Here is a 24083-nt window from a genome sequence, read left to right on the forward strand (position 1 = left end):
GACGAGCCGGGAAGAGATCGATAATCTGCTGAAAATTGTTGACCGGGATGTGCAGGACGCCAGAGAAGGCGGCATTTCCTACGACTGGCAATTCGGCATCGCCTATAACGCCGCCCTCAAACTGTGCGCCATCCTGCTTTATGCCGAAGGCTACAAGGCGGAGCGGACCTTGCAGCATTACCGAACCATTCAGGCATTGGCACTGATCTTGGGCAAGGCCAGGAACCCCGATGTGCAGTATCTCGATGCCTGCCGGGCCAAAAGAAACATCGTCGAATACGATCAGATCGGGGTGGTGGGCAAGGCGGATGCGGACGAGCTGATTGCCTTTACGGAAGAGTTGCGGCAGATCGTCCTCAAGTGGCTGAAAGAGCACCACCCGGAGTTGCTGGAATAAAAGCTGAAGCCGGCCCTGCGCATCGACTGCTTTCCGGCCCAGACCCGGCCCCAGCTCAAGCCGGTGACCGCTTCCCCGGCCAACGGCACCATCGAATGGAAACTCCACGCCACCAACAAAACTATAACCTGATTTTAATTCCCCCGAATTCGAGGGAATTAAAAATCGCTAGCAGGCTAGTCGATCATGAAATACTAAAAATGATCATCAAGTCGTGTTGTCGGGCATGGCTGACCGACAAAATATGCACTAAAAGCAATGAATATTCAGGATGGTTCTGGCGCGGACCCTTCGGCAGGAGTAGGCAATGCCGGTTTCTGATCCAAGCCCAGCGCCTTGACGGCGGACTTGCCCACACCTTCCACGGCGCTGGAGGTCAAGACCGTTCGGCGCAGGCGCTGATCACGGCGGTCGCGGTCTTTCAGGTAACTGTTTGTCGCCAGCAAAGAAGTCTGTTTCATGCCTGCTCCCGCAACTGCTCGACGTTCAAGCCCAGCGCGGCGGCCCATTTTTCCAGGGTGGCGCGGCGGGGCTTTTTGTCCGGGGCTTCCTGCTGGGAGACGGCGGCTTGCTTGACATGCAAGCGCCTGGCCATTTCATCTTGCGTAATCCCGAGATGCTCCCGCCAGGCCCGCAACAGGCTATAATTTTTCTTCACCACCAGGCCCACGACCTCATGGGGAATGGTGGCGGTCGGACCGATAAGCCGCATGAAATCCTGATAAGGCACCACGGCAAAAACCGGCTTCCCGTGCTCCATGATGGTCTGGTAGTTAATATGTGCGCTCATCGCGTTTTTTCACCTCCTGAACGGTGATGATGGTAACGGTTTCTTCGCTGACATTAAAAAACACCCGGTAGCGGCCCACTCGGAGCCGGTACTGGTATTCATGATTTGTAAGATGTTTGACGTTTTGGCAGTCGGGCCACGAGGTCAAAGAGTCCACCGCATCAAAGATAAATTCCGCCACTTGCGGGTTACGAAGTTTGCGAAGCTGACGGTATGCTTTTGGCGTCCACTCGATCCGGTTCATGCTTATTTAGCATAAGCTATAGATAAGTCATTGGCAAGATGTTTTATCCAGGTGATTAATGCCAAAAATCCCTGAAACACCAAAGAGCGGGAGTATTATCGGGATGTGGCGGAGAACAGGTTGGGTGAAAGAGATTCAACAGGCACTGCCTGTTACATCTCTATCGGTTCACAAATTGGCCGAATCCATCCGTTGCTTTCCGGCCCAGACCCGGCCCCAGCTCAAGCCGGTGACCGCTTCCCCGGCCAACGGCACCATCGAATGGAGACTCCCGGCCACCAACAAAACCTACAAGGAATGGGAAGCCGAAAACCTGAACCAGGATGGGTAATGAAAAAACGAGGAGGACGATGAAATTCGAAGCGTTTGTTTCCGGTAGCTACAAGCAGCAATACCAATACCAGAGTTTCTTGCCTTCTCCTATCAACCAGGTTTGGTCATGGGAAGATCCGCGCATCAACGTTCTGTTTGAAAAGGCGACGAAATCGCTGGGTGAACTAAACGCCTTCACGCTGATTGTGCCGGATGTCGACCTTTTTATCCGCATGCACATCATCAAAGAGGCGAACACCTCCAGCCGCATCGAGGGAACCCGCACCGAGATGGACGAGGCGGTGCTGGAAGAGGAGGCCATCCTGCCGGAACGCCGTGATGACTGGCACGAGGTGCAGAATTACGTCCGAGCCATGAACACGGCCATCGAAGAGTTGAAGACCCTGCCGCTCTCCCTGCGTCTGCTGCGCCACACCCATGAAATCCTGATGAGCGGCGTCCGGGGCGAGCGCAAGACCCCTGGAGAGTTTCGTCGCAGCCAGAACTGGATCGGGGGCGCGAGTCTTGCCGATGCCGCTTTTATTCCCCCTCAACCACGAGGACATGGTCGATCTTTTGACCGACCTGGAAGCCTTCTGGCATAACGACAATGTTGCCGTTCCCCACCTGATCCGCTGCGCTTTGAGCCACTATCAGTTTGAGACCATTCACCCGTTTTTGGACGGCAACGGCTGCATCGGCCGCCTTCTGATCACGCTTTATCTGGTCAGCCACGAGTTGCTGAGCAAGCCGTCGCTCTACCTTTCCGCTCATCTGGAAAAGCACCGGGGAGCCTATTACGACGCCCTGACCCGTGTGCGCGAATCCAACGACATCGGTCATTGGGTGCGTTTTTTTCTGCAAGCGGTAATTGAGACCGCCGAAAGCGGCAAAAGGACCTTTCAGCGCATCCTGGCGCTGCGGCAGGAACTTGACGCTGAAATTTTCAAACTTGGTCGCCGGGCTGAGAACGCCCGGCAGCTCATTCTTTATCTCTACGGGACACCGACGATCAGCGTCAACAGAGCCATGGAAGTGCTGAAAATCAAATATGTGCCGGCCAATAGCCTGATCGCGTCTCTGGTGGATATGGGTATCCTGCAGGAGGTCACCGGATTCCAGAGAAACAGGATTTTCATCTTCAGGCGTTATATAGACATATTCAGGGATGGAAACTGAAATACGCTGATCTTTGTTATGTTTTTATCGTTATAAAATATAATAAGATTTTTCATGTATAATTTCAAATCCGGAAAAACGATGCAGGAAAACCATTCGTAAAAATTACGGCCTCTGAGATTTTAGAGCGGGTTAAATCGTGTATCCATCGGCTATATGGGCAAAAAGTAAAGGATTTTATGTGCGGAAAAAACTTTGAGGAAGCCCGGCAAATCGGCAAGGTCCGGCTTGAAAACGGCGAGGACGCCCCCGTCCTGTTCGAGTTGCATACTCCCAGGCCCGGCATCCACGCCACCGCCCGTCTGGATGGCGGTGAATTTGTCGTCCAGGCCGGCTCCCAATCTCGCGGAATCCGGGCCGGCAAGGGAACCGGCCACACTCGTACGGAGGTGCGCTCGATATGAACCGCGAAACACGCGAAAAGCGCAAAAAGGATAATTCGGACCTTCCCACAGACTATGCGGGCCTGCTGGCTTTGGTCAAGGAGCGGGTGCGGTCGGCGCAGTATGCCGCACTGAAGGCGGTCAACACCGAGCTGGTTGGGCTTTACTGGGACATCGGGCGGATGATCGTGGAGCGACAGGATGCTGAAGGCTGGGGCAAGGCGGTGGTGGAAAATCTGGCCGCAGATCTGCGGGCGGAATTTCCCGGCGTGGGCGGTTTCTCGGCCTCCAACTTGTGGCGAATGAAGGGTTTTTTTGAAACCTATCAAGAAGTTGAAAAACTCGCACCGCTGGTGCGAGAAATCGGTTGGAGCCATAACATCGTCATCATGGAACGCTGCTCCGATCCGCTGGAACGAGAATTCTACATCCGCATGACCAGCAAGTTTGGGTGGTCAAAAAATGTGCTGTTTCACCAGATCGAAAATCAGAGCTACGAGAAATCTCTGCTCGGCCAGACAAATTTCGATCAGGCATTGACACCGGAGCTCCGCGCTCAGGCCAAATTGGCGGTAAAGGACGAATATACCTTCGATTTTCTGGAACTGGGCGAGGAACACAGCGAACGGGAACTGGAACAGGCGCTGATCGCCCCGGTGTGCCGACCCCCTGCACAAACAAGACGGCCCCGCCACTTTGAAAACAGGGGCGAGGCCATTATAATCGTCAAACTAGATGAATCAGCTTTGCTTAAGCATTCCGCTGCACCCGCCCCCGCCGCCGGCTAATCCCGGCCACGCCGGCCAGACCGGCGCCAAAGAGCAGCATGGAAGCAGGCTCCGGCACCTGTGACGGATCACCGGGGTAGGCTGTTCCGGAGAAAGTGCCTTCAAAGGAGGTTCCGCTGTTCAGCAATCCCCAAAAATTTTCAGACTGCATCGTGAGGACCGTATATCCTTGCCCCATGCCGATGAAGATATCGGCGATCGCTGAGCCGCCAGTGTAGAAATCACCTGCCACGATGTTCCATAGATTCACAGTCGGAGTGCTATTGATGGTGGCCACGGATTCTTCACCTTCCAATTCTGCCACCTCAAAGTCGGCGATAAACACAGTGCCCCCAAGACCATCATGGGCAACCGTAAAGGCATTCGCAAAATACCCTCCATCGCCGAAAACGCCGTTGGTGTCAATCGGCAACGGGTCGATGATCACGGTTCCACCAGCCAACAAGTCGCCTTCGGGATTAGTGGCCAGTATCCCTTCACCAAAAGAAATACTGTCGTCGGTGTATTCGTATTCACCGGTAAAACTGAACTCAACAGCCAAAGCGCTGCCAGCACCGAACACCAGCCCCGCCGTCGCCAAAACCATACTTCTTACAACCGTTTTTGCTTTCATTGCTTGCTCCTTGTCTGTTTGTTGTCTTGTGAAGTTGCCGAACTTAATTGACGATTCAACTCATGTGCTTAGGTACCCGGGCGCAATCCAGGCCAGCAGAACTTTGCCGCGCCTCCTGTAATGGCTGCTGTCGGAGATGACTGCAACATGCATGCCAAATGCTCCGCGCAACCTCTTGTGCCTGTATCTGGTGCAAAAAACACACATCTCATTAAATCGGACCAGCTCGGGGTCGGAGGGCTGGTTTCCCGAAAACGGAACTCTGTGCAACAAAAAGCGCGATTTAATAGTGGGTTGTCAATTGGTTCTGATTCCGAGAAAGCGAACAGCCGAAAGAAACCCATGTGCGTCGCGCCGAACTGGCATCTTCAGTGGGAGGCGGGTAAGCCGATAATAGTCTTCAGTTCAAACTCACCTCGACATGGTGCTCCTGGCGGTCGTCCACCATGGGGATCAGGCCTTGCGGCCGGTGTGCGGTGCCATGCCATATATATCGGCATGACGTAGGGCTCGGGTATTCCGGGGACAGTATACAGAATTATCGTGAGCCGGACTTCGGTCCCGGCTTCCGGGGAGGACTTCACCAACAGACTCCTAGGCTCCTCTTAAGACGCACTTATGGTTCAGAGATGGATGGCGCATGCGCGCCGACCACCTCCACCCTGTTGCGTCCCGAGCGCTTGGCTTCATAAAGGGCGTTGTCCAGCCGCTTCAGCACGGTATTGCTGTTGTCGCTCGGATGGATGCTGGTGACCCCCAGGCTGATGGTGATCGAGCCCACACCCGGGAAAGGTTTTCCCGCCGTTTTCAGGCGTAGTCGCTCGGCCATCTGACCGGCTTCGGTTGCGATGGTTTCCGGCATGATGACGACGAACTCCTCGCCACCCCATCGTGCCAGGGTGTCCGGTCCCCGCAGGGTTGCGGTGGCCCGCCGGCCCAGTTCGTACAGCACTCGGTCGCCGGCATCATGGCCGTATGTATCATTGACCGCCTTGAAGTGATCAACATCGAACATGACCAGCGAAATTTTGCTGCTGTAGCGCTGTGTACGGGACAGCGCCTGAGCCAGTTCCGCCTCAAAGTACTGACGATTATAAAGTTCGGTCAGGTGGTCGGTGGTGGCCATTCGGAACAGGCTCTCTTCGGCGCGTTTACGAGTGGTTATGTCCCTGAAGTTCCATAATCTGCCTTCAAGCATGTTTGCCTCATCCATGACCGGGCATGAAAACCATTCAAAAACTCGGCCATCATTGAGGTTAAGCTTATCCGTATCTTCGTTTAGAGAGGAGTTCAGGGCTTTGGCCCTGGCAAAAAAACTTTCCGGCTCTGCGATCTGGCCGGCGATCATGGTGGCCAGGTGGTGAACATCCGCCTTGAGGGGGGGCTCCAGCGGGAGGTGCCACATCTCTTTATAGTGAGAGTTGGCATAGGTAACCCGGCCATGGTTGTCCGTCACCAGAATGCCGTCCCTGGAGGACTCTAGAATCGTTTGCAACTCATTGGCCTTTCTCTGCAGGGCTCGTTCCGTCAACTCCTCGATGTGGTTGGCAATGGTGGCAATTTCGTGATTGGACTGGTTATATTCGAAGCCGGTTTTGGGTCGCCCTTCGACGATTTCTGCGATCCTTTTCCCCAGCCGGGTTAGCGGTTCTGCCAGTCTCTTGCCGAGATAACGGCTCTGCAGGCCTCCCAGGATGAGAGCAACGAGCGCTACGCCCAGGGTGTAGTAGAAAGTTGTGATCAGAATCGGGGCGATCACCTCGCTGCGTTTGACAGTGGTCACAACCGTCCAGCCAACAGGCTCCAAGGGGGTGAAAAACGCCCAACGGGTGTCCCCGTTTTCGGTATACAGAAACTCACCCTCACCGCGTCGGTCTTTGATTTGGTTTGTGATGTGCGGTAATTCATGACCGATTAATTCTTCGTCGGGATGGATGATCAGCTTTCCTTCCCGGTCCAGGAGAAATGTTCGTTGTGAGGAGTATTCTTTGTTTTCGGCCAGTAGGTTGTTGATCCGTGCAAGAGAAACATCGATGCTTACCACGCCGGTGATGCGGCCGGTGGTATCGGTCAAGGCCTTGGATTGGGAAATAAGCCACTCATTTGTCTTGGCTTCCCGGTACGGCAGGCCAAAAGATTGCTCCGGCTTTTTGGCAATGGCTGCGATGTACCATGGTCTTGCCGGGGCATAAAAGCCTTCGGGTGGGGTGTAGTCGTTGATCAGAAGGCTACCGTCTTCGTATCCGGAGTAGAGGTAGCCGATGTCTTCGTTGGCCTGGGTGATCTTCTCGTAGATAAGCAGCGCTCGCGCTGCTTGGGGACTGTTCGCCGAGGTGATGTGGGCAACCTGGGGAATAGCGGTCAAGGTGTCGACGGTGAAGCGCATCTCCTTAAACAGACTGTCGGTGACGATCCCGACCCGGGTGTTGGTTTCCTGAAGTGATTTCTTGGCCTTATCAACGTTGGTCGCCGCCAGGCTGGAGAAATACAGTAACCCGAATACGACAAGGGTGATAAAGGAGAAAATAGCTCCCCAAAAGAATATTTCTTCCTTTATTGATGGTCTTTTTATTACGAACATGGGACGCTCCACATACCTAAATCAAGTGTTACCGCGAGGTCGGGAGTTCGTTCTTGCCCAGCAACTCGAAAACCCCGCTTTCGCCGGCCACCTCAACCGCCAATTCCCGCAGCTTGAGTCGGCTGCTGCTGGCGCGCGAGGTGGCCGGGTCGATGAGGATGCCGTTGGGGGTCGCGCGGGTGAGCTCCTGCAGTTCAAAAACTTTGTTGACCGGGTCGCCGATCACCGTGTAGTCCATCTTCATTTCAAAACCGATGTTGCCCAGAATCACGTCACCGGTGTAGATGCTGATGCCGATGACGATGTCGGCCCCCAGGATCTCCCGGAAATATTTCTCGTTGAGTTCACCCAGGATTTCCTGCATGGCCAGGGCGGCGGTGATGGCATGGTCGGCATCGTGAGCCGAGGAAAGCGGCGCCCCGAACAGGGCCAGGAAACCATCGCCCAGGTACTTGTCGATGATGCCGTGGTTGGTGAAGACGATGCCGCCCATTACTGAAAAAAAGTGGTTGAGCATGGTAACGCTCTTGTGGGGGCCGATTTGCCGGGTCATTTCGGTAAAGCCGCGGATATCCAGGTTAAGCAGGGTGATGGTCCTGAATTCTTCGATCAGGGCCTGCTCGGCGCCGTTGCCGATGATCTTGTTGACGACCTCCTTGGGAACGAATTTTTGGAACATCTTACGAATGCCGCGTTCGTTATCGGCCATGGCCACGGTTTCCTTGTACAGACGGGCGTTTTCCAGGGCGATGCTGACCGAGGTGGCGATGGACTGCAGCAGCTCCTTGTCCTGGTCGCTGAATTCCCCCTCTCGTCGGTTCAGGACCTCAATGACTCCGATCACCCGCCCCTGCGAGAACATCGGCACACAGAGGACCGAGCGGGTCTCGAAATCGGCAACTTGGTCGAGGGTGGTGAAAAAATGCCGGGAATTGATGACATCGTTTTCGACCACGGCCTCCCCTCGCGAGGCGACGGTGCCGGCGATCCCCTGGCCCAGCTTGAGCCGGTATTGCCGGAGGCGGGCCACGTCGATCTCAAACGCGACCACGAATTCCAGCTCGTCGTCTTTCAACAGGGCCAGTGAGCCGGCCTCGACGTTCATCAGTGAACGGATCATCTCCATGGTGTAGTCAAGCACCTGCTGGATGTCGAAGGTGGAGGAAGCCAGGGCGCTGCCGATATGTTTGATTTCTTCCAACTCCTGATTGCGCTGGGCCACCAGGGAGGTCATCCGGCTCTCTTCGATGGCAAACGAGATAATGTTGATAATGCCTTCGGTGATCGCCCGGGTTTCGTGGAAGACGCTTGGCTCCCGGGCATAAAGCAGTACCACGCCGCTGACCCGGCCCTGCATGACCAGAGGGGCCAGCAGGCATGCCCGGCCGGCGGCGGGCAACACGAGATCGCCGACCTCCTGCTGCAGAGTCGCGTCCTCATCGAGCACTCGAATCGCCCCCTGCTGCATGACCCGGTCCAGGAGATTACCTTATAAAGGAAAAGCTGGTTCCGATGGAGATATCCACCGGTTCGCGGCTCAACAGGTCGATGACCTTGAGCTTGTTGGCCCGCTTCTCGTCGCGGAGCAGGACGATGGCGATTTCAAAGGGAATAACCTCCTGGATTTCGCTTAAAATGGTGTGCAGCAGTTCGCTGTTCTGGAGGCTGGAGTTCAACGATTTGAAGATTTTGCGGATCGCCTGCAGGTGCTCCCGGGTGTGTTCCAGGTCGTTGGTCAGGCGAATATTTTCATAGGTAAAGGCGGCATTGCTCAAGAGCGGGATTAGGGCTTCGATATCCTCCTGGTGAAAGATTGCGGCCTCGTCGCGCCGGGAGAGACTCAGCACCCCGATAACATCCTTGATGGTCTTGATGGGCATGATCACGAAAGACTTGCTGCCGTAATGGGACCGGTTGGCACGGCCGAAACGGCGTTCCTTTTCGATGTCCTCGACGACCAGGGGACTCTTGTTGATCACCGCGTACTTCCCGACGGAAGTTTCGAAGGCGATTCGGTCGTTAATCTTGACGAAGTCACCCAGGCCGATGCTGGCCTTGACCACGAAGTGCTGCTTGGCCTGGTCCAGCAGTTGGACCGAGCCGATGTCCGCTCTTGTCAAGGTCAGGGCCCGCTCCAGGGTGAGCTGGAGAATTTCCCCCGGGTCCAGGGTTACATAACAGAGATCGGAAAGTTCCCGGAGGGTGGAAATCTCGTGCGCCTTCTGGGTCAGCCGCTCGGAACTCTGCCGGAAGCGCTGCTCGATTGCGTTGAAGGAAGAGATAATCTGCTGGAGTTCGCTTTGGCTGTTGTCGGCGATGCCGGTCTTGTCGGCGATGGTTTGTGAGATGGCGATGATGTTGTCGAACAATCGGCGCATCAGCGTATAGCCGACAAAGATATAAACCAGCCCGACGACCACGACCAGCTGTACCGAGGTATCTTCGAGAAAGCCGTATTGGAAGCCGAAGTAAAGAAAGCCCGCTACGGGAAAGAGCAGCAACAGAGTGAAGATAAGGTTGAGCTTGTAGTAAAGTTTCTGCTGGTTCATCCTGTATCCTCCCCTCTGCGGTTGGGGATGAAGTTTTAATTGCGCGGAGACTCCACTAATCATCAGGAAAAGAAGGATCAAAGTCAAGGATTTAGCTGCTGAAGTTATTTGCAATTGTATGGTGGGTTGCGATTGCAATGCGAAATAGGTGCAGATGTTGGTGGCGGTGATTGGTCGCGCCTGCAGCAGCCAGAACCGGTCACCATCCTGCGCCCACTCCATGTCGTAGTTGGGACGAAGATTTTATTAGCGCTTGACAAGAACTCATGCTCGGCCTGATACTGGGTTTTCAGGCTGGCATCCGGAGCAATTGCTTGCCTGGCGAGGTCTAATATCTACCCGGAGCCGAGACATGACCGCCACTGCCGCCGCTGCCACCAATTCCTCTGACCATGCAACTGCCGCCGTTCATGCCCAACAACCCTTCGCCCTCAAGGACTGCTCCCTGATAGCCATCGCCACCGGGCGTAAGGCCTTTACTCTGGTCGAATTTCGCGATCATCTGCGGGATGTTACCCTGGACAGTGTTTATCATCACTTCTGGGGTGGGTTGCTGGGGGCCCGTTTCGAGGAGCGGGAGTTCAACAACGACTTTGCCGCCTGGTGCCGCCACCACCTGCACGAACCGGGGCTGGCCGAGCAGCTGGCGGTGGTGGACCCCGGCGAGCACCGTAAATTGGAAAGCCTGCGCCGGGAGTTGCTGGATATCATCGATGAACGGCTGGACAGCAGTGAACTTGCCCCCTGGTTGCGGGCCGAGCGGCCCTTTGAATTTCTCCGCTCACAACTGGTGATCTTTGCCACCGGCAAAACCCTGCAGCACCCCTCGGAGATGTCCGCGGTTTTGCCGGAGATCGCCACCGGTTCGGTGTTTTACCACTTTATCGACGCCCGTCGCCGCCTGGAAGATGGCGGGGATGACTTCAGCTTCTGGTTGGCCGGTTTCGGGGCGGAATACGAGGAGTTGCGCCGTGGCCTGGGCAAGATCGACCCCTTCTTCGCCAGCTTGAGCCAGGTACGGGAAGAGCTGGTGGGCCTGTGCCGGCAGTTCTGCGACGGGGAGGAGAAATCATGAAGGAGATGCTGGCGGCCTATGCCGAGGTGGTGGGGCAGGATGTCATTGCCCATCTGCAGCAGTTGTCCCTTCCCCTGCAGGGGATGAAGGTGGTGCATGTCAACTCCACTCGGGTGGGTGGCGGGGTGGCGGAGATCCTGGAGAAACTGGTGCCGCTGAGCAACGAACTGGGAATTGACACCAGCTGGGAGGTGATCAGCGGCAACGATGAATTTTACCGTTGCACCAAGGCCATGCACAACGGGTTGCAGGGCCACCGGGGGCCCATCGCCGACTCTCTGTTGCGTGCCTATGAAGAAGCCAACCGGGAAAACGCTGAAAAACTGCGGGAGCAACTGGAGGCGGCGGATTTCGTCTTTATCCACGACCCCCAGCCCGCCCCCCTGCTGGGGTTGTGCCCCAACCGTCGGGGCCGCTGGATCTGGCGCTGCCATATCGACGCCAGCCGCCCCTACCGGCCGCTCTGGCGCTACCTGCGCGACCATATCGCCCCTTACGACGCCAGTGTCTTTTCCCTGCCGGACTTTGCCCAGGCCCTGCCCCATCCTGAATATATCATCCCCCCCAGCATCGACCCCTTGAGCGACAAAAACATCGAACTGCCGACTGCTGAAATCGACCGGGTGCGCAAGGAGTTTGATCTGGACCCGGAGCGGCCCATGGTGCTGCAGGTTTCCCGCTTCGATCGCTTCAAGGACCCGGTGGGGGTCATCGAGGCCCACCGTCTGGCCCGCAAGTTCGTGCCCGGCCTGCAACTGGTGCTGGCCGGCGGTACTGCCACCGACGATCCGGAAGGGGAGGTGGTCTTGCAGGATGTCCGCCGGGCCGCCGGCGATGATCCCGACGTCAAGGTACTGTTGCTGCCGCCGGACGCCCATCGCACCATCAACGCCCTGCAGCGGGCGGCGGATATCGTGATCCAGAAATCCACCAAGGAGGGTTTCGGGCTGACGGTCACCGAGGGGCTGTGGAAGGGCAAGCCGGTGATCGGCGGCGATACCGGTGGTATCCGTCTGCAGGTGGTCAACTACCAGACCGGTTTCCTGGTCCGCACCCCCCAGGGGGCGGCACTGCGGATTCGTTACCTGCTCTACCGCCGCGATCGGATGGCGGAGATGGGCGAGAAGGCCCGCCAGTTCGTGCGGGAAAATTTTCTGCTCACCCGCCACCTGCGGGAATACCTGGCCCTGATTGTCGGCCTGCTGCACCAGGCCGAATACCGGATCGAGTTGTGAGATCCGGAAGTCGGAGGACAGAGGGCAGAGCTAACATCCCGTTTTTCAACGGGCTGATAAACGGGATGGATGCCTGTGGGGGCGGGCAGGCTGTGAACAGTAAACGGTCGGCCCCCGGTTGCCGGAATGGAGGTTGCAAAGGATCATGAACCAACAGCAAATTGCCTTTTGGCCGGGGCATCCCTATCCCCTGGGGGCCACCTGGGACGGCTTGGGGGTTAATTTCGCGCTTTTTTCGGAAAACGCCACCAAGGTTGAACTGTGTCTCTTTGATCATCGGGGACGGCAGACCGCTTCTCTTGAACTCAAGGAACAAACCGATCAGGTCTGGCACTGTTATATTCCCCAGGCCCGGCCCGGCTGGCTCTACGCCTACCGGGTGCACGGCCCCTATGCGCCGGAAGAGGGGCACCGTTTCAACCCCGCCAAGCTGCTGTTGGACCCCTACGCCAAGGACCTGGCCGGGGAGCTGCGCTGGCATGACGCCCTGTTCGGTTACCGGGTGGGGGGCCGCCGGGAAGACCTGTCGCCGGATCGCCGGGACAGCGCCCGTTATCTGCCCAAATGCCGGGTCATCGATCCCGCCTTTACCTGGGGCGATGATCGGCCGCCGGCCACCCCCTGGCATGACACGGTGATCTACGAGTTGCACGTCAAAGGTTTTACCAAGCTATTGCCGCAGATCCCCGAAAACTTGCGCGGCACCTACGCCGGACTGGCCAGTGAGCCGGCCATTGACTACCTCCGCCGCCTGGGGATCACCGCCGTGGAACTGATGCCGGTGCATGCCATGGTGGACGAACGCCACCTGGTGGACAGGGATTTGCGCAACTACTGGGGCTACAACACCATCGGCTTTTTTGCCCCGGAACGGCGTTACAGCTTCGACAGCGGGGTCGACGAGTTCAAGAGCATGGTCAAGGCGCTGCATGCCGCCGGCATTGAAGTGATTCTGGACGTGGTCTACAACCACACCGCCGAGGGCAACCAGCTGGGGCCGACCTTCTCCTTCCGGGGCATCGACAACCGGGCCTACTACCGCCTGGAACCCGACCAGTTGCGTTACTACCGCGACTACACCGGCTGCGGCAACACCCTCAACATGCAGCACCCCAGGGTGCTGCAATTGATCATGGACAGCCTGCGCTACTGGGTGCTGGAGATGCACGTGGACGGCTTCCGTTTCGACCTGGCCTCGGCCCTGGCCCGGGAACTGCACGAGGTGAACCGGCTGGGGGCTTTTTTTGACATCATCCACCAGGATCCGGTGCTTTCCCAGGTGAAGCTGATCGCCGAGCCCTGGGATCTGGGGGAGGGCGGCTACCAGGTGGGCAACTTCCCGGTGGGTTGGACTGAATGGAACGGCCGCTACCGCGACGAGGTACGCTCCTTCTGGAAAGGGGAGGGCGGCGCCATCGGCGATCTGGCCTATCGGCTCACCGGCTCCAGCGACCTGTATGAACGGGGCGGCCGCCGTCCCCACGCCAGCATCAACTTCATCACCTGCCACGACGGCTTCACCCTGCGCGACCTGGTGAGCTACAACGACAAACATAACGAGGCCAACGGCGAGGACAATCGGGACGGCGAGAGCCACAACCGGAGCTGGAACTGCGGCGCCGAAGGCCCCACCGACGACCCCGAGATCAACGCCTTGCGGGCTCGCCAGCAACGCAACCTGCTGGCCACCCTGCTGCTCTCCCAGGGGGTGCCCATGCTTTGCGCCGGTGATGAGTTCGGCCGCAGTCAGCAGGGCAACAATAACGCCTACTGTCAGGATAATGAACTGAGCTGGCTTGACTGGGAGCTGGATGAAGAGCAGCAGAGGTTGCTCTCTTTCACCCAGCGGTTGCTGCAACTCAACCGTCAACACCGGGTTTTTCGCCGTCGCCGTTTCTTTCAGGGGAGAAGTCTGAAAAGTTCCGAGTTCAAAGATATCATTTGGCTGACGCCAAGCGGCAGCGAGATGAGCGACGAAGAGTGGAGCCATGAGTTTGCCCGCTGCCTGGGCATCTTTCTCGCCGGCCAGGCCATGGCCGAGGAAGACGAGCGGGGCCGGCCGGTGCGGGACGACTCCTTCCTGCTGCTGATCAACGCCCACCACGAAGAAATTCCCTTTACCATCCCCGAACTGCCGCCGGCCAAGCTCTGGCAGGTGGAGCTGGACACCTTCTGGCCCGGCGGCGCAGAACCGGCCTCCGGGCGTTTTCTGCGCCCCGGCGAACAATTCCCCCTGGCGCCCCGTTCCCTGGCCCTGCTGGTGGCCCATCCCCGACAGGTGAACGTCCAGCAGCACCACATCTACGGGCGATCGGCCAAGCTTGCGTACCCGGACGGTCGCTTGCCCGAATCTGCGGCACGGCTGAACGTTGACCATGATTTGCGCAAAAAATGATGCAGCGTTGTCATGACATGCCTTTTGGCGCCGCCTGCCTGTCCGGCGGCGGGGTGCGTTTCCGGCTCTGGGCCCCGGCCGCCGACCGGGTGGAGTTGTGCCGTCTGGTCGGGTCGGCTGGGGGCTTGACCGCCAGCCAACCCGGCAGCCAGGCTGGGGGGCGGGCCGGAAACCGGGTCGTTAGCGGTACCACGCCGCCCGCCGCCCCCGCCATGGTCGGTGCTGCCGCCCCCGCTGCTGACGGCGAGGGGGGCCTGGGCAGTTTGCAGGCGGCCTGGTGGCGGGAAAATGCGGCGCGTGGTGATTTGGTGGAGGTTGTCGCCATGGCGGCGGCGGGGGAAGGGTGGTTTGAACTGATCAGCCACCGGGCCGCCGCCGGTGATCTATACTGTTACCGGATTGATGGCGGTTTGCTGGTGCCGGACCCGGCCTCCCGTTTTCAGCCGGCCGGGGTGCACGGCCCCAGCCGGGTGGTTGATCCCGCCGCCCGGTCCTGGCCGGACCGGGCGTGGCCAGGCCGCCCCTGGGCGGAGGCGGTGGTGTACGAACTGCACATCGGCGGCTTTACTCCCGAGGGCACCCTGGCCGCCGCCGAGCAGCGGCTGGATTACCTGGCCGAATTGGGGGTAACGGCCCTGGAGCTGATGCCCCTGGCGGCCTTTCCGGGGCAACGCAACTGGGGCTACGACGGGGTGCTGCCCTTTGCTCCGGCGGCCCCCTACGGCGAGCCGGAAGATTTGAAAAGCCTGGTGGCCGCCGCCCACGCCCGCGGCCTGATGGTCCTGCTGGACGTGGTCTACAACCACTTCGGTCCCGAGGGCAATTACCTGCATACCTACGCCCCGCCCTTTTTCACCCGGCGGCATCAAACCCCCTGGGGGGAGGCCATCAACTTCGACGGCGCACAAAGTCGCTGGGTGCGCCGCTTTTTCATCGACAACGCCCTCTACTGGCTTACGGAATACAACTTCGACGGCCTGCGGCTGGACGCGGTGCACGCCATCTTTGATGATTCCGAGCCCCATTTTTTGTTTGAACTGGCCGCCGAGGTTGAGCGTTGTTGCGAAAGGCCGGCGGTTGACGATAAACCGGCGGGCTACCGCCCCCGGCACCTGATCCTGGAAAACGACGCCAACCAGGCCCGTTTCCTGGCCCGTGACCCGGCCCGGTCGCCGCTTGCGGCGGCGCCTGGTGAGCCTTTACCCCGCCATTACAACGCCCAGTGGAACGACGACTGGCACCACGCCGCCCATGTTTTGCTCACCGGCGAAGGGGAAGGCTATTACCGCGATTATGCCGACCGGCCCTTGGCACTGCTGGGCCGCTGTCTCAGCCAGGGTTTTGCCTACCAAGGTGAGCCGTCCCCCTTTCGCGGCGGCCGCCGGCGGGGAGAGTCCAGTCGGCACCTGCCGCCCACCGCCATGGTGAATTTTCTCCAGAATCACGACCAGATCGGCAACCGCGCCTTGGGCGAACGGTTGACCCGACTGGCCCCGTCGGCGGCCCTGCGCGCCCTGACCGCCATCCTGCTGCCGGCCCCTTCGCCCCCCCTGCTCTTCATGGGCCAGGAGTGGGGGGCTGCCACCCCCTTTCTCTTTTTTGCCGATTTCGGGCCCGAACTGGCCCAACTGGTCACTGCGGGCCGCCGCCGGGAATTCGCCGATTTTCCGGCCTTCACCACGCCCGAACAACAACATTTGATTCCCGATCCCGCCGCCCCGGCCACCTTTCAGGCCAGCAAGCTGGACTGGGCGGAAAAGGAAAAAACGGCCAACCGGGCTTGGCTAACCCTGCACCGCCGCCTGCTGGCCCTGCGCCACCGGGAAATCATCCCCCTGCTGCCGCAACTGGCGGTTGGTGCAGCCGAATATCAAATTTTTGCCGCCACCGGCCTCAAAGTAAGCTGGCCGCTGGCGGCTGGACAAAGGCTGATGTTGCTGGCTAATCTGGGCAAGCACCCGGTGGCGGCCCCGGAGGTGGCGGGTCGGGAGTTGTTCAGCCTGGTTGCCGATCCGCAACCAGGCCGGTTACCCCCTTGGTCGGTGCGGTGGTTGCTGGTTTAAGCGCTCAGGCGCTTTTGATCTCGATCTGCTTGACGTCCTTGTCGCTGGTGGGCCGCCGGGGCACGGTGATGTTCAGCACCCCGTTTTTGAAGTTGGCCGCCACTCCGTCGGCGTCGGCATCGTCAGGCAGGGAGAGAACCCGCTGGAAGGAGCCGTAGGTGCGCTCCATGCGGTAGTAATCCTTTTCCTTCTCTTCCTTTTCCTGCTTCTTTTCGCCACCGATGGTCATGGTGTCGCCGCTGATCTCCACCTTGACGTCATTTTCAGCCACCCCGGGAACTTCCACGGTGATGGTGTACTCCTTTTCGCCGGCGGTGATATCGACGCTGGGGCGCAGCAGACCGCCGGTGGCCACCGGGGTGGGCAGCCCTTCCCGACCAAGGGGGCCGAGGCCGAAGCCGCGAAAGGCGTCTTCAAACAGCCGGTCCATCTCCCGGTGCAACTGCATGATGGGGTCATGCGCCCGGCCGGTCGGCAGACGGGAGGGCTGTTGCTCCGTTGCACCGCTGCGGCGCACCGGCACCACGGAACCGCTTTCCTCGTTTTCCTTCTTGAACCAATTCCAGGGGGAAAATTTTTTGATGTCCATAACGTACCTCCTTGGAAATCAGTTTTTTTGGTTAACGCACCAGCCTTTTGGCTGATACAATAATTCCGCTTTGGCCGCTGTCAAGATTGCTCCCGGGGCATGATCTTTTGCTCAGTCTGCGGGAATGAAAGGTGATTGTACAGCAAAAAACAACCGTTCATCAGCCCCGCAGGAGGCCCGCCCATGTCGTCCCGGCCCCGTAGTTTTCCTTATGCCACCTACCGGCTGCAGTTCAACCGGGATTTTACCTTTGCCGCCGCCGCCCAACTGGTGCCCTATCTTCATCGCCTGGGGGTCAGCCATTGCTACGCCTCGCCCCTGCTCAAGGCCCGGCTCGGCAGCATGCATGGCTATGACATTGTCGATCATCACCAACTGAACCCGGAACTGGGCGGGCGGGCGGATTTCGACCGTCTGGTGGCGGGTTTGCATGAACACGGCATGGGACTGATCGTCGATATTGTGCCCAACCACATGGGGGTGGGCGGAGCCGACAATGCCTGGTGGCAGGATGTGCTGGAAAACGGCCCCGCCGCCGAGTATGCCGATTTCTTCGACATCGACTGGCGGCCGGCCCATGAAACCCTGCGGGGCAAGATCCTGCTGCCCCTGCTGGGTCAGCCTTACGGTGCGGCGCTGGATAAGGGCGAGATCAAGCTGGATTATGATTCAACCGCCGGCAGCTTCCACTTTGCCTACTACGAACACCGGTTGCCCTTGGACCCGGTCACCTACCCGGCGGTGGCGGCTCCCGGCCTGGAAGCGTTACGCCGCCGGCTGCCCGCCGATGACCCGGGCCGGGCGGAGTTGGAAAACCTGCTCACCGCCCTGGCCCACCTGCCGGGTCGGGCCGACCGGGAGCCGGAGCGGCGGCAGGAGCGGCGGCGGGACAAGGAGATCACCAAGCAGCGGTTGCGCGAGCTCGGCGCCCGGTTTTCCTGGGTCAACACCTTCTGGCAACAATGTCTCGATTACTTCAACCAGCCCGGCGACCACCGGCCGGAGGCCGTTGCCCGGCGGGGTGAGCGGCTGCATCAACTGCTGGAACAGCAGGTTTATCGCCCGGCCCATTGGGTGGTGGCCGGCGATGAAATCAACTACCGCCGTTTTTTCGATATCAACTCCCTGGCCGGGCTGCAGGCGGAACGGGAAGAGGTTTTTACCGCCACCCATGGCCTGCTGCTGGAACTGGTGGCCGCCGGCCGGATCGACGGCCTGCGGGTGGACCACCCCGACGGGCTAAGCGATCCGGCGGGATATTTCCGCCGCCTGCAGGCCGCGGTGGCGGCGGTAAGGGCGGACTCCGGCACCGGACCGGTTTCATGGTCGGAGGGTAACGCCGCCCCGGAACTGGTACCGGGTTCGTCCTCGGTGGCGGGGCCGGGTTCGACCCCAGCGGAGAAGAGCGGCGGGGAAACGGCCGGGATTTATCTGGTGGTGGAAAAAATCCTCGCCGTCCATGAGCATCTGCCGAAAAATTGGCAGGTACACGGCACCACCGGTTACGATTTTGTCAATCAGGTCAACGGCCTCTTTGTCCAGCCGGCCCACGAGGCGGTATTGAGCCGCATCTATCACCGTTTTGTCGGTCGCCGCCAGGACTTCGACGAGCTGCTTTACCGGCGCAAGAAGCTGATCATCACCGGCCAGTTGGCCAGCGAACTGACGGTGCTGGCCCGGCTGCTCAAGGACATCGCCGAGGGTGATCGCCATACCCGGGATTTTACCTTAAACGGCCTGCGGGAGGCGCTGATCGAAATAACGGCGGCTTTTCCCGTTTATCGCACCTATATCATCCCGGCGGAAGCCGGGGCGGCAATTTACCAGGTTGCCCCGGAAGACCGGCGCCATGTGGAATGGGCCGTGGCCCAGGCCCGCAAACGGGCCTGGGCCAGAGACGGCGGCCTGTATGACTTCATTCGTAGTCTGCTGACCGGTGAATCGCATGGTTCCGGGGTCGGGGACCGAGCCGGCGCCGCCGGTTCGGTGTTGGCTGAGCAGGCGTTGACCGTCGCCGGGGAGTCGGCGGGGCAAATGTCGGAATTTTCGTTATCGGCCCGTTTCATCCGTAAATTTCAGCAGTACACCGCCCCGGTGATGGCCAAGGCCCTGGAGGACACCACCTTTTATGTGGCCAATCGTCTGCTTTCCTTGAACGAGGTGGGCGGTGATCCCCGCCGCTTTTATGTGAGTCCGGCGGCCTTTCATCACGCCGCCCAGGAACGGTTGCGCCGCTGGCCCGTAGCCATGCTGGCCACCTCCACCCACGACAGCAAGCGCAGTGAGGATGTCCGGTCCCGGATCAACGTGCTCAGCGAAGTACCGGAGCTGTGGGGCCGGTACCTCAAACGCTGGCGCCGACTGAACCGTTCCCGCAAAAGCCGGGTCAACGGCCGCCTGGCCCCCAGCCCCAACGACGAATATTTTCTCTACCAGACCCTGCTGGGTTCCTGGCCGCTGAACGCCCAAAACGGTTACAATCCGGGGGGCGACTCCCTGGGCGACTATCGCGGGCGCATCCGGGAATACATGCTTAAAGTCATTCGTGAGGCCAAAACCCATACCTCCTGGCTCAATCCGGACGCGGCCTACGAAGAGGCCGTCGCCCGTTTTGTGGAGCAACTTTTGAGCCCTCCCGGGGTAGCCGGGCCGGGTGGTTTAACCGGCGCCAATCCTTTCCTGGCCGACTTTGTTCCCCTGGTCCGGCAACTGGCCCCTTACGGCCTCCTCAACGCCCTGGCCCAGGTGCTGCTTAAACTGACCAGCCCCGGCGTGCCCGATCTGTATCAGGGCACCGAACTCTGGGATTTTTCCCTGGTGGACCCGGACAACCGCCGACCGGTGGATTACCGCCGTCGGCGGGAACTGCTGGCGGCCTTGCCGGACCCGACCCGGCCCGCCACGGCGGAGATGATCAAAGAACTGCTGGCCAACCTGGAAGACGGCCGCCTCAAGCTGTTGCTCACCAGCCGCCTGTTGCATCTGCGACGGCAAATTCCTGAACTTTTTGGGGAAGGCGGCTATCAACCTCTTACCGCGACGGGGGAGCGTGGCGAGCATCTCTGCGCTTTTGTGCGTCAGTGGCGGGAACATCGGCTGCTGGTGATCACCGGTCGCTGGTTTGCCACCCTGGCGGCGGTTGGGACGCCACCGGAGTCCGGCGGCGGCAATGCCGGCCGGTCGAGACTGGAAGCGGCGGCTGATTCGGCCGTTAAAAGTGCCGGGGGTACCGGTGGGGTCGCCCCGGCCATGGCGTTGCTCAATCCACAGCTCTGGCAGAATACCGTTCTGCCGTTGCCGGAGGATAGCACCCCGCTGGACCGGGCCGCCGACCAGGCCACTGGCTGGCAGGATCTGCTGACCGGCCGCAAGGTGCCGGTGTTGTCGGGGCCGGACGGGAATTACTTGACCTGCGGCGATCTTTTTGCCACCCTGCCTATGGCGGTGCTGTACAGCCGGGCCGCCGTCTGACCGCGCCGGCATGCCGGTGCTTGCGACTGATCAACCGCCATAACCGAGGCATAAGAGGTAGATAATGAACTGGAAAAGACTTTTTTCCCGCACGCCGTCTTTGGACCCCGCCGAGGCACGTAAGTTTATGGATCAACGTTCGGCCGCTGAGTACCAGTTGTTGGATGTTCGCCAGCCCAAGGAGTACGAGGCGGAGCACCTGCCGGGGGCGCGCCTGATTCCCATCAAGGAACTGGCCCAGCGTCAGGCCGAGCTGGACCCGGCCCGGCCGGTGCTGGTTTATTGCGCCGTGGGAGGGCGCAGCCGGGCGGCGGCCCAGTATTTGAACGGTCAAGGCTTCAAGGAGGTCTACAATGTGGCCGGCGGCATCAAGGCCTGGGAAGGAGGCAAGGCCGCCGGACCCGTCGAGGCGGGCCTGGAACTGCTGCCCGCCGAGGCCGAATATGACGAAGCCGCCGCTTTGGCCTACGCCATGGAGGACGGCCTGCAGCGTTTTTACCTTAAACTGGCGGCCGACAGCGGCGATGCCGCCCTGCAAAAAACCTACCAGCGCCTGGCGGGCCTGGAAGACGGCCACAAGGCCCGGCTGGCCGCTGAGTACCGCAAGAAAACCGGCCAAAACCTGGAGCCGGCCGGGCAGGATGAACTGCTGGAAGGCGGCCGGCCCCCGACATCGTTTACCTCCGCCACCCCGGCCCAAGCCCTGGATCAGGCCATGGGGCTTGAATTCCAGGCCCAGGATCTTTACCTGCGCCTGGCCGCACAAAGCGAAGTGGCCGCCAGCCGAGAGTTTTTTCTGGCCATGGCGGCGGAAGAAAAAGAGCATCTGGCCCTGTTGGCCCGTGAGTTGGAGCAGGCCGGGGAAGGGGACAATGCCGCATAAAACAGGTAAAAAACTGGTGCTGGTGGGCGGCGGGCATGCCCACATGCAAACCCTGGCCGCCATCGGCAACTTCGTTCGCCGGGGGCATTCGGTAACCGTGGTGGCGCCCTCGCCCTACCATTATTATTCGGGAATGGGGCCGGGGATGCTGGGGGGTACCTACCAGCCGGAGGATATTCGCTTCGCTACCCAGCAGCAGGTGGAAAAGCTGGGCGGCACCTTCGTGCTGGGCCGGGTGACCCGCATTGACCCGGTGGCGGGCGAGGTGGAGTTGGCCGACGGCGGCCGCATCCCATATGATGTGGTTTCCTGCAACGCCGGCAGCCAGGTGCCGACCAGTTTGCCCATTACCGCCGCCGAGGGCGAAGGGGTGCCGATTTTTACCGTTAAGCCCATCGAGCGGCTGTGGGAAGCTCGCCAACAGTTGCTGGCCCTGGCCATCGAAGGCCCCCCCAAAGTGGCGGTGATCGGCGGCGGGCCTTCGGCGGTGGAAATCGCCGGCAACACCTGGCGCTTGCTGCGGGAGGCCGGCCACCAGCGCCCCTGCATCCGAATCTTTGCTGGTCGTAAACTGATGGGCCGGGCTTCCGAAGAGGTGCGCCGGCGGGTCAACGCTTCTTTGGCGCGGCGGCATATCGAGGTGGTGGAGCCGGGCCGGGTGCAGGAAATACACGACGGCAGGGTGGTGATAGAGGGCAGGAACAACAACTGCAAGGCGGATTTTATCTTTCTTGCCCAAGGGATCAGGCCCGCGCCCATCTTTGCCGACTCCGGCCTGCCGGTGGGGCCCGACGGCGGCCTGCTGGTCAACGAATATCTGCACTGCCCGGGGAAGTCGCAGATATTCGGCGGTGGCGACTGTATTTACTTTGAACCCCAACCGTTGGACAAGGTCGGGGTTTATGCGGTGCGGCAAAACCCGGTGCTGCGCCACAACCTGCTGGCGGCCCTGGAAGGTGGCGAGTTGCGGACGTTTGCCCCGGGCGGCGACTACCTGCTGATTTACAACCTGGGTGATGACACCGGGGTGCTCCAGAAACGCTGGCTGATTTTCGGCGGCCGTTTGGCTTTCCGTATCAAAGACTATATCGACCGCCGGTTCATGCGTCGTTTTCAACAGCACGCCTGATAAAAAAACGTTTTTCCTTGACAATCGGGAGCTAGAATAACGACAATTGATTGTTATCAGCTGAACACTGTCGTGTTGGTGATGATATGGGGTTTAGTGTACGCAGTTCTTTAATTATTGCATTTAAAATTTAAAGAGCAAGGAGGAAGAATCATGAAACAGAATGGTGCCTGGAGTCCCTATCTGGCCGGCGGTTTGGCCGGCCTGCTGGGGGTGCTGTCGGTGCTGCTGGCCGGTCAGTTTTTCGGTGCGTCCACCTCGTTTGTGCGAACCGCCGGGATGATCGAGCAGTTGTTGGGTCCGGAACGGGTCGCAGAAATGGATTACTTTGTCAAGGTGGTCCCCGGGATCGACTGGCAGTGGATGTTTGTTTTCGGCATTTTCCTGGGTTCTTTGGTCGCCGCCCTGGCTTCCGGCACTTTTCGCCTGCAGACGGTACCGGATATGTGGCAGCGGCGCTTTGGTCACACCCCGGTAAAACGGGCAGTGGTGGCTTTTGCCGGCGGGGTGGTGGCCATGTTCGGTGCTCGGCTGGCCGACGGCTGACCCAGCGGTCACGGGTTGAGCGGTTCGCTTCAACTAGCGGTCAGTGGGTTTGTGGCATTAATTTGTTTCTTTGTGGCCGGGGTAATCATGGCCCGCATCGTCTATGGAGGTGGCAAATCATGAGTTCGTTACTTTATGGTCTGATCACCGGCTTTTTGTTCGGCTTTCTGCTCCAGAAGGCCCGGGTAATCCGTTATGACAAGCAGTTGGGAGCCCTGCGGCTACTGGACATGACCATCGTCAAGTTCATGCTCACCAGCGTCATGGTGGGCATGGTTGGGGTTTACCTGCTGCAGGACCTGGGCCTGGCCGAGTTATCGATCAAGAGTATGGTGGCCGGCCCGGTGATTATCGGCGGCCTGCTCTTCGGTCTAGGCTGGGGGCTGTTGGGCTACTGCCCCGGCACCTCCGCCGGCGCCCTGGGCGAGGGTCGGGTGGACGCCTTCTGGGGAATCCTGGGCATGGTCACCGGGGCCGCCCTGTTTGCCGAGGCCTACCCCTGGCTGCTGCGCACCGTTTACACCTGGGGCGATCTCGGCAAGCTGACGGTGCCGCAGGTCTTGGGCGTCAACCACTGGCTGGTGATCCCCGTCTTCATCATCGGCGTGGTTTTCTTGCTGCGCTGGCTGGAGAAAAGGGGGCTGTAAGGTGCAGGGCAAACTGACTGACTGGAAGTTCCGGGCTTGGGCCAGGGTGCTTCCAGCCAGCTTAACTTGCTGATTTCATGTTTTCGCCGTCTGGCTTGCGAGCTTTTTTAATAAATTTGTTAAAATTGCTGTTGACGTGCATTACCTCTTCGGCTATGTTGCCCGTCTCCTGCAGCACGGGAGGGAGCGAGGCCGTCAGGGCCCGGTTCCGAAG

20 protein-coding genes and 2 pseudogenes are annotated in these 24083 nt (G+C 59.6%); 14 read left to right on the top strand and 8 right to left on the bottom strand.

The annotated features are described in order from the left end of the window. The first annotated feature begins 49 nt into the window (after nucleotides 1-49). Nucleotides 50-397: a hypothetical protein gene (locus P0N66_RS12390; protein ID WP_275805885.1), complete on the top strand. Its 348-nt coding sequence runs from the start codon at nucleotides 50-52 to the stop codon at nucleotides 395-397. Between the two features lie 266 nt (nucleotides 398-663). Here P0N66_RS12390 and P0N66_RS12395 read toward each other — a convergent pair whose 3' ends face one another. Genes P0N66_RS12395 through P0N66_RS12405 form a run of 3 tightly spaced genes read right to left on the bottom strand, consistent with a single transcriptional unit; the run spans nucleotide 664 to nucleotide 1431 of the window. Beyond that, nucleotides 664-858, bottom strand: a complete 195-nt coding sequence (locus P0N66_RS12395) for a hypothetical protein (protein WP_275805887.1) — start codon at nucleotides 856-858, stop codon at nucleotides 664-666. Further along, nucleotides 855-1187, bottom strand: coding sequence for a helix-turn-helix domain-containing protein (locus tag P0N66_RS12400; RefSeq protein WP_275805888.1), 333 nt, complete (start codon nucleotides 1185-1187; stop codon nucleotides 855-857). The genes P0N66_RS12395 and P0N66_RS12400 overlap by 4 nt, the downstream gene beginning before the upstream one ends. Further along, on the bottom strand, nucleotides 1171-1431 hold the full coding sequence (locus P0N66_RS12405) for a type II toxin-antitoxin system RelE family toxin (RefSeq protein WP_275805890.1): 261 nt from the start codon (nucleotides 1429-1431) through the stop codon (nucleotides 1171-1173). Before P0N66_RS12405 ends, P0N66_RS12400 begins: the two co-directional genes overlap by 17 nt. 175 nt (nucleotides 1432-1606) lie before the next feature. Here P0N66_RS12405 and P0N66_RS12410 point away from each other — a divergent pair, with 175 nt between their 5' ends. From P0N66_RS12410 to P0N66_RS12430, 4 genes and pseudogenes are all read left to right on the top strand, one after another. After that, nucleotides 1607-1762 carry a hypothetical protein gene (locus P0N66_RS12410; protein ID WP_275805892.1) on the top strand — a complete coding sequence of 52 codons (156 nt, stop codon included), beginning with the start codon at nucleotides 1607-1609 and terminating at the stop codon, nucleotides 1760-1762. A 19-nt stretch (nucleotides 1763-1781) separates the two neighbouring features. Continuing rightward, nucleotides 1782-2922: pseudogene (locus P0N66_RS12945) on the top strand (Fic family protein). Between the two features lie 179 nt (nucleotides 2923-3101). Continuing rightward, nucleotides 3102-3326, top strand: coding sequence for a hypothetical protein (locus tag P0N66_RS12425; protein ID WP_275805896.1), 225 nt, complete (start codon nucleotides 3102-3104; stop codon nucleotides 3324-3326). Beyond that, nucleotides 3323-3964 (top strand): annotated as a pseudogene (locus P0N66_RS12430) (DUF1016 N-terminal domain-containing protein); the annotation flags it as partial. The gene P0N66_RS12425 and the pseudogene P0N66_RS12430, both read left to right, overlap by 4 nt. Nucleotides 3965-4055: 91 nt before the next feature. Here P0N66_RS12430 and P0N66_RS12435 read toward each other — a convergent pair. The 4 genes from P0N66_RS12435 to P0N66_RS12450 all read right to left on the bottom strand — a co-directional run bounded on the left by P0N66_RS12435 (nucleotide 4056) and on the right by P0N66_RS12450 (nucleotide 9836). Further along, a complete protein-coding gene (locus P0N66_RS12435) occupies nucleotides 4056-4706 on the bottom strand; it encodes a PEP-CTERM sorting domain-containing protein (protein ID WP_275805900.1) in 651 nt (216 codons plus the stop codon). A 616-nt stretch (nucleotides 4707-5322) separates the two neighbouring features. Next, nucleotides 5323-7287, bottom strand: a complete 1965-nt coding sequence (locus P0N66_RS12440; protein ID WP_275805902.1) for a diguanylate cyclase — start codon at nucleotides 7285-7287, stop codon at nucleotides 5323-5325. A 28-nt stretch (nucleotides 7288-7315) separates the two neighbouring features. Then, a complete protein-coding gene (locus P0N66_RS12445; RefSeq protein WP_275805904.1) occupies nucleotides 7316-8755 on the bottom strand; it encodes an adenylate/guanylate cyclase domain-containing protein in 1440 nt (479 codons plus the stop codon). A gap of 16 nt (nucleotides 8756-8771) precedes the next feature. Then, on the bottom strand, nucleotides 8772-9836 hold the full coding sequence (locus P0N66_RS12450; RefSeq protein WP_275805906.1) for a GAF domain-containing protein: 1065 nt from the start codon (nucleotides 9834-9836) through the stop codon (nucleotides 8772-8774). A gap of 352 nt (nucleotides 9837-10188) precedes the next feature. On the opposite strand from P0N66_RS12450, the gene P0N66_RS12455 reads away from it, so the two are divergent. The 4 genes from P0N66_RS12455 (at nucleotide 10189) to treZ (ending at nucleotide 16604) form a co-directional block, all read left to right on the top strand. After that, on the top strand, nucleotides 10189-10911 hold the full coding sequence (locus tag P0N66_RS12455) for a DUF5752 family protein (protein ID WP_275805907.1): 723 nt from the start codon (nucleotides 10189-10191) through the stop codon (nucleotides 10909-10911). Beyond that, nucleotides 10908-12146: a glycosyltransferase gene (locus P0N66_RS12460; RefSeq protein WP_275805909.1), complete on the top strand. Its 1239-nt coding sequence runs from the start codon at nucleotides 10908-10910 to the stop codon at nucleotides 12144-12146. Before P0N66_RS12455 ends, P0N66_RS12460 begins: the two co-directional genes overlap by 4 nt. A 145-nt stretch (nucleotides 12147-12291) precedes the next feature. Continuing rightward, nucleotides 12292-14541 (top strand): glycogen debranching protein GlgX, encoded by a 2250-nt coding sequence (glgX, locus tag P0N66_RS12465; protein ID WP_275805911.1) that lies wholly within the window; start codon nucleotides 12292-12294, stop codon nucleotides 14539-14541. Continuing rightward, nucleotides 14541-16604, top strand: coding sequence for a malto-oligosyltrehalose trehalohydrolase (gene treZ, locus P0N66_RS12470; RefSeq protein ID WP_431190051.1), 2064 nt, complete (start codon nucleotides 14541-14543; stop codon nucleotides 16602-16604). Before glgX ends, treZ begins: the two co-directional genes overlap by 1 nt. A 4-nt stretch (nucleotides 16605-16608) precedes the next feature. Here treZ and P0N66_RS12475 read toward each other — a convergent pair whose 3' ends face one another. Next, nucleotides 16609-17193: an Hsp20/alpha crystallin family protein gene (locus tag P0N66_RS12475; RefSeq protein ID WP_275805915.1), complete on the bottom strand. Its 585-nt coding sequence runs from the start codon at nucleotides 17191-17193 to the stop codon at nucleotides 16609-16611. A 183-nt stretch (nucleotides 17194-17376) separates the two neighbouring features. Between P0N66_RS12475 and treY the strand changes: the two genes are divergently transcribed. The 5 genes from treY (at nucleotide 17377) to P0N66_RS12500 (ending at nucleotide 23869) form a co-directional block, all read left to right on the top strand. Continuing rightward, on the top strand, nucleotides 17377-20664 hold the full coding sequence (gene treY / locus P0N66_RS12480; protein ID WP_275805917.1) for a malto-oligosyltrehalose synthase: 3288 nt from the start codon (nucleotides 17377-17379) through the stop codon (nucleotides 20662-20664). Nucleotides 20665-20728: 64 nt separating this feature from the next. After that, nucleotides 20729-21547 carry a rhodanese-like domain-containing protein gene (locus P0N66_RS12485; protein WP_275805919.1) on the top strand — a complete coding sequence of 273 codons (819 nt, stop codon included), beginning with the start codon at nucleotides 20729-20731 and terminating at the stop codon, nucleotides 21545-21547. Next, nucleotides 21537-22676: an NAD(P)/FAD-dependent oxidoreductase gene (locus P0N66_RS12490; RefSeq protein WP_275805921.1), complete on the top strand. Its 1140-nt coding sequence runs from the start codon at nucleotides 21537-21539 to the stop codon at nucleotides 22674-22676. The genes P0N66_RS12485 and P0N66_RS12490 overlap by 11 nt, the downstream gene beginning before the upstream one ends. A 153-nt stretch (nucleotides 22677-22829) precedes the next feature. Beyond that, nucleotides 22830-23345, top strand: coding sequence for a YeeE/YedE thiosulfate transporter family protein (locus tag P0N66_RS12495; protein ID WP_275805923.1), 516 nt, complete (start codon nucleotides 22830-22832; stop codon nucleotides 23343-23345). Beyond that, the gene (locus tag P0N66_RS12500; protein WP_275805925.1) at nucleotides 23342-23869 is read left to right on the top strand and encodes a YeeE/YedE thiosulfate transporter family protein; all 528 of its coding nucleotides are present in this window, start codon (nucleotides 23342-23344) and stop codon (nucleotides 23867-23869) included. Before P0N66_RS12495 ends, P0N66_RS12500 begins: the two co-directional genes overlap by 4 nt. The last annotated feature ends 214 nt before the right edge of the window (nucleotides 23870-24083 follow it).

The organism is Desulfurivibrio dismutans (assembly GCF_029210385.1).
GTDB classification, from domain to species: domain Bacteria; phylum Desulfobacterota; class Desulfobulbia; order Desulfobulbales; family Desulfurivibrionaceae; genus Desulfurivibrio; species Desulfurivibrio dismutans.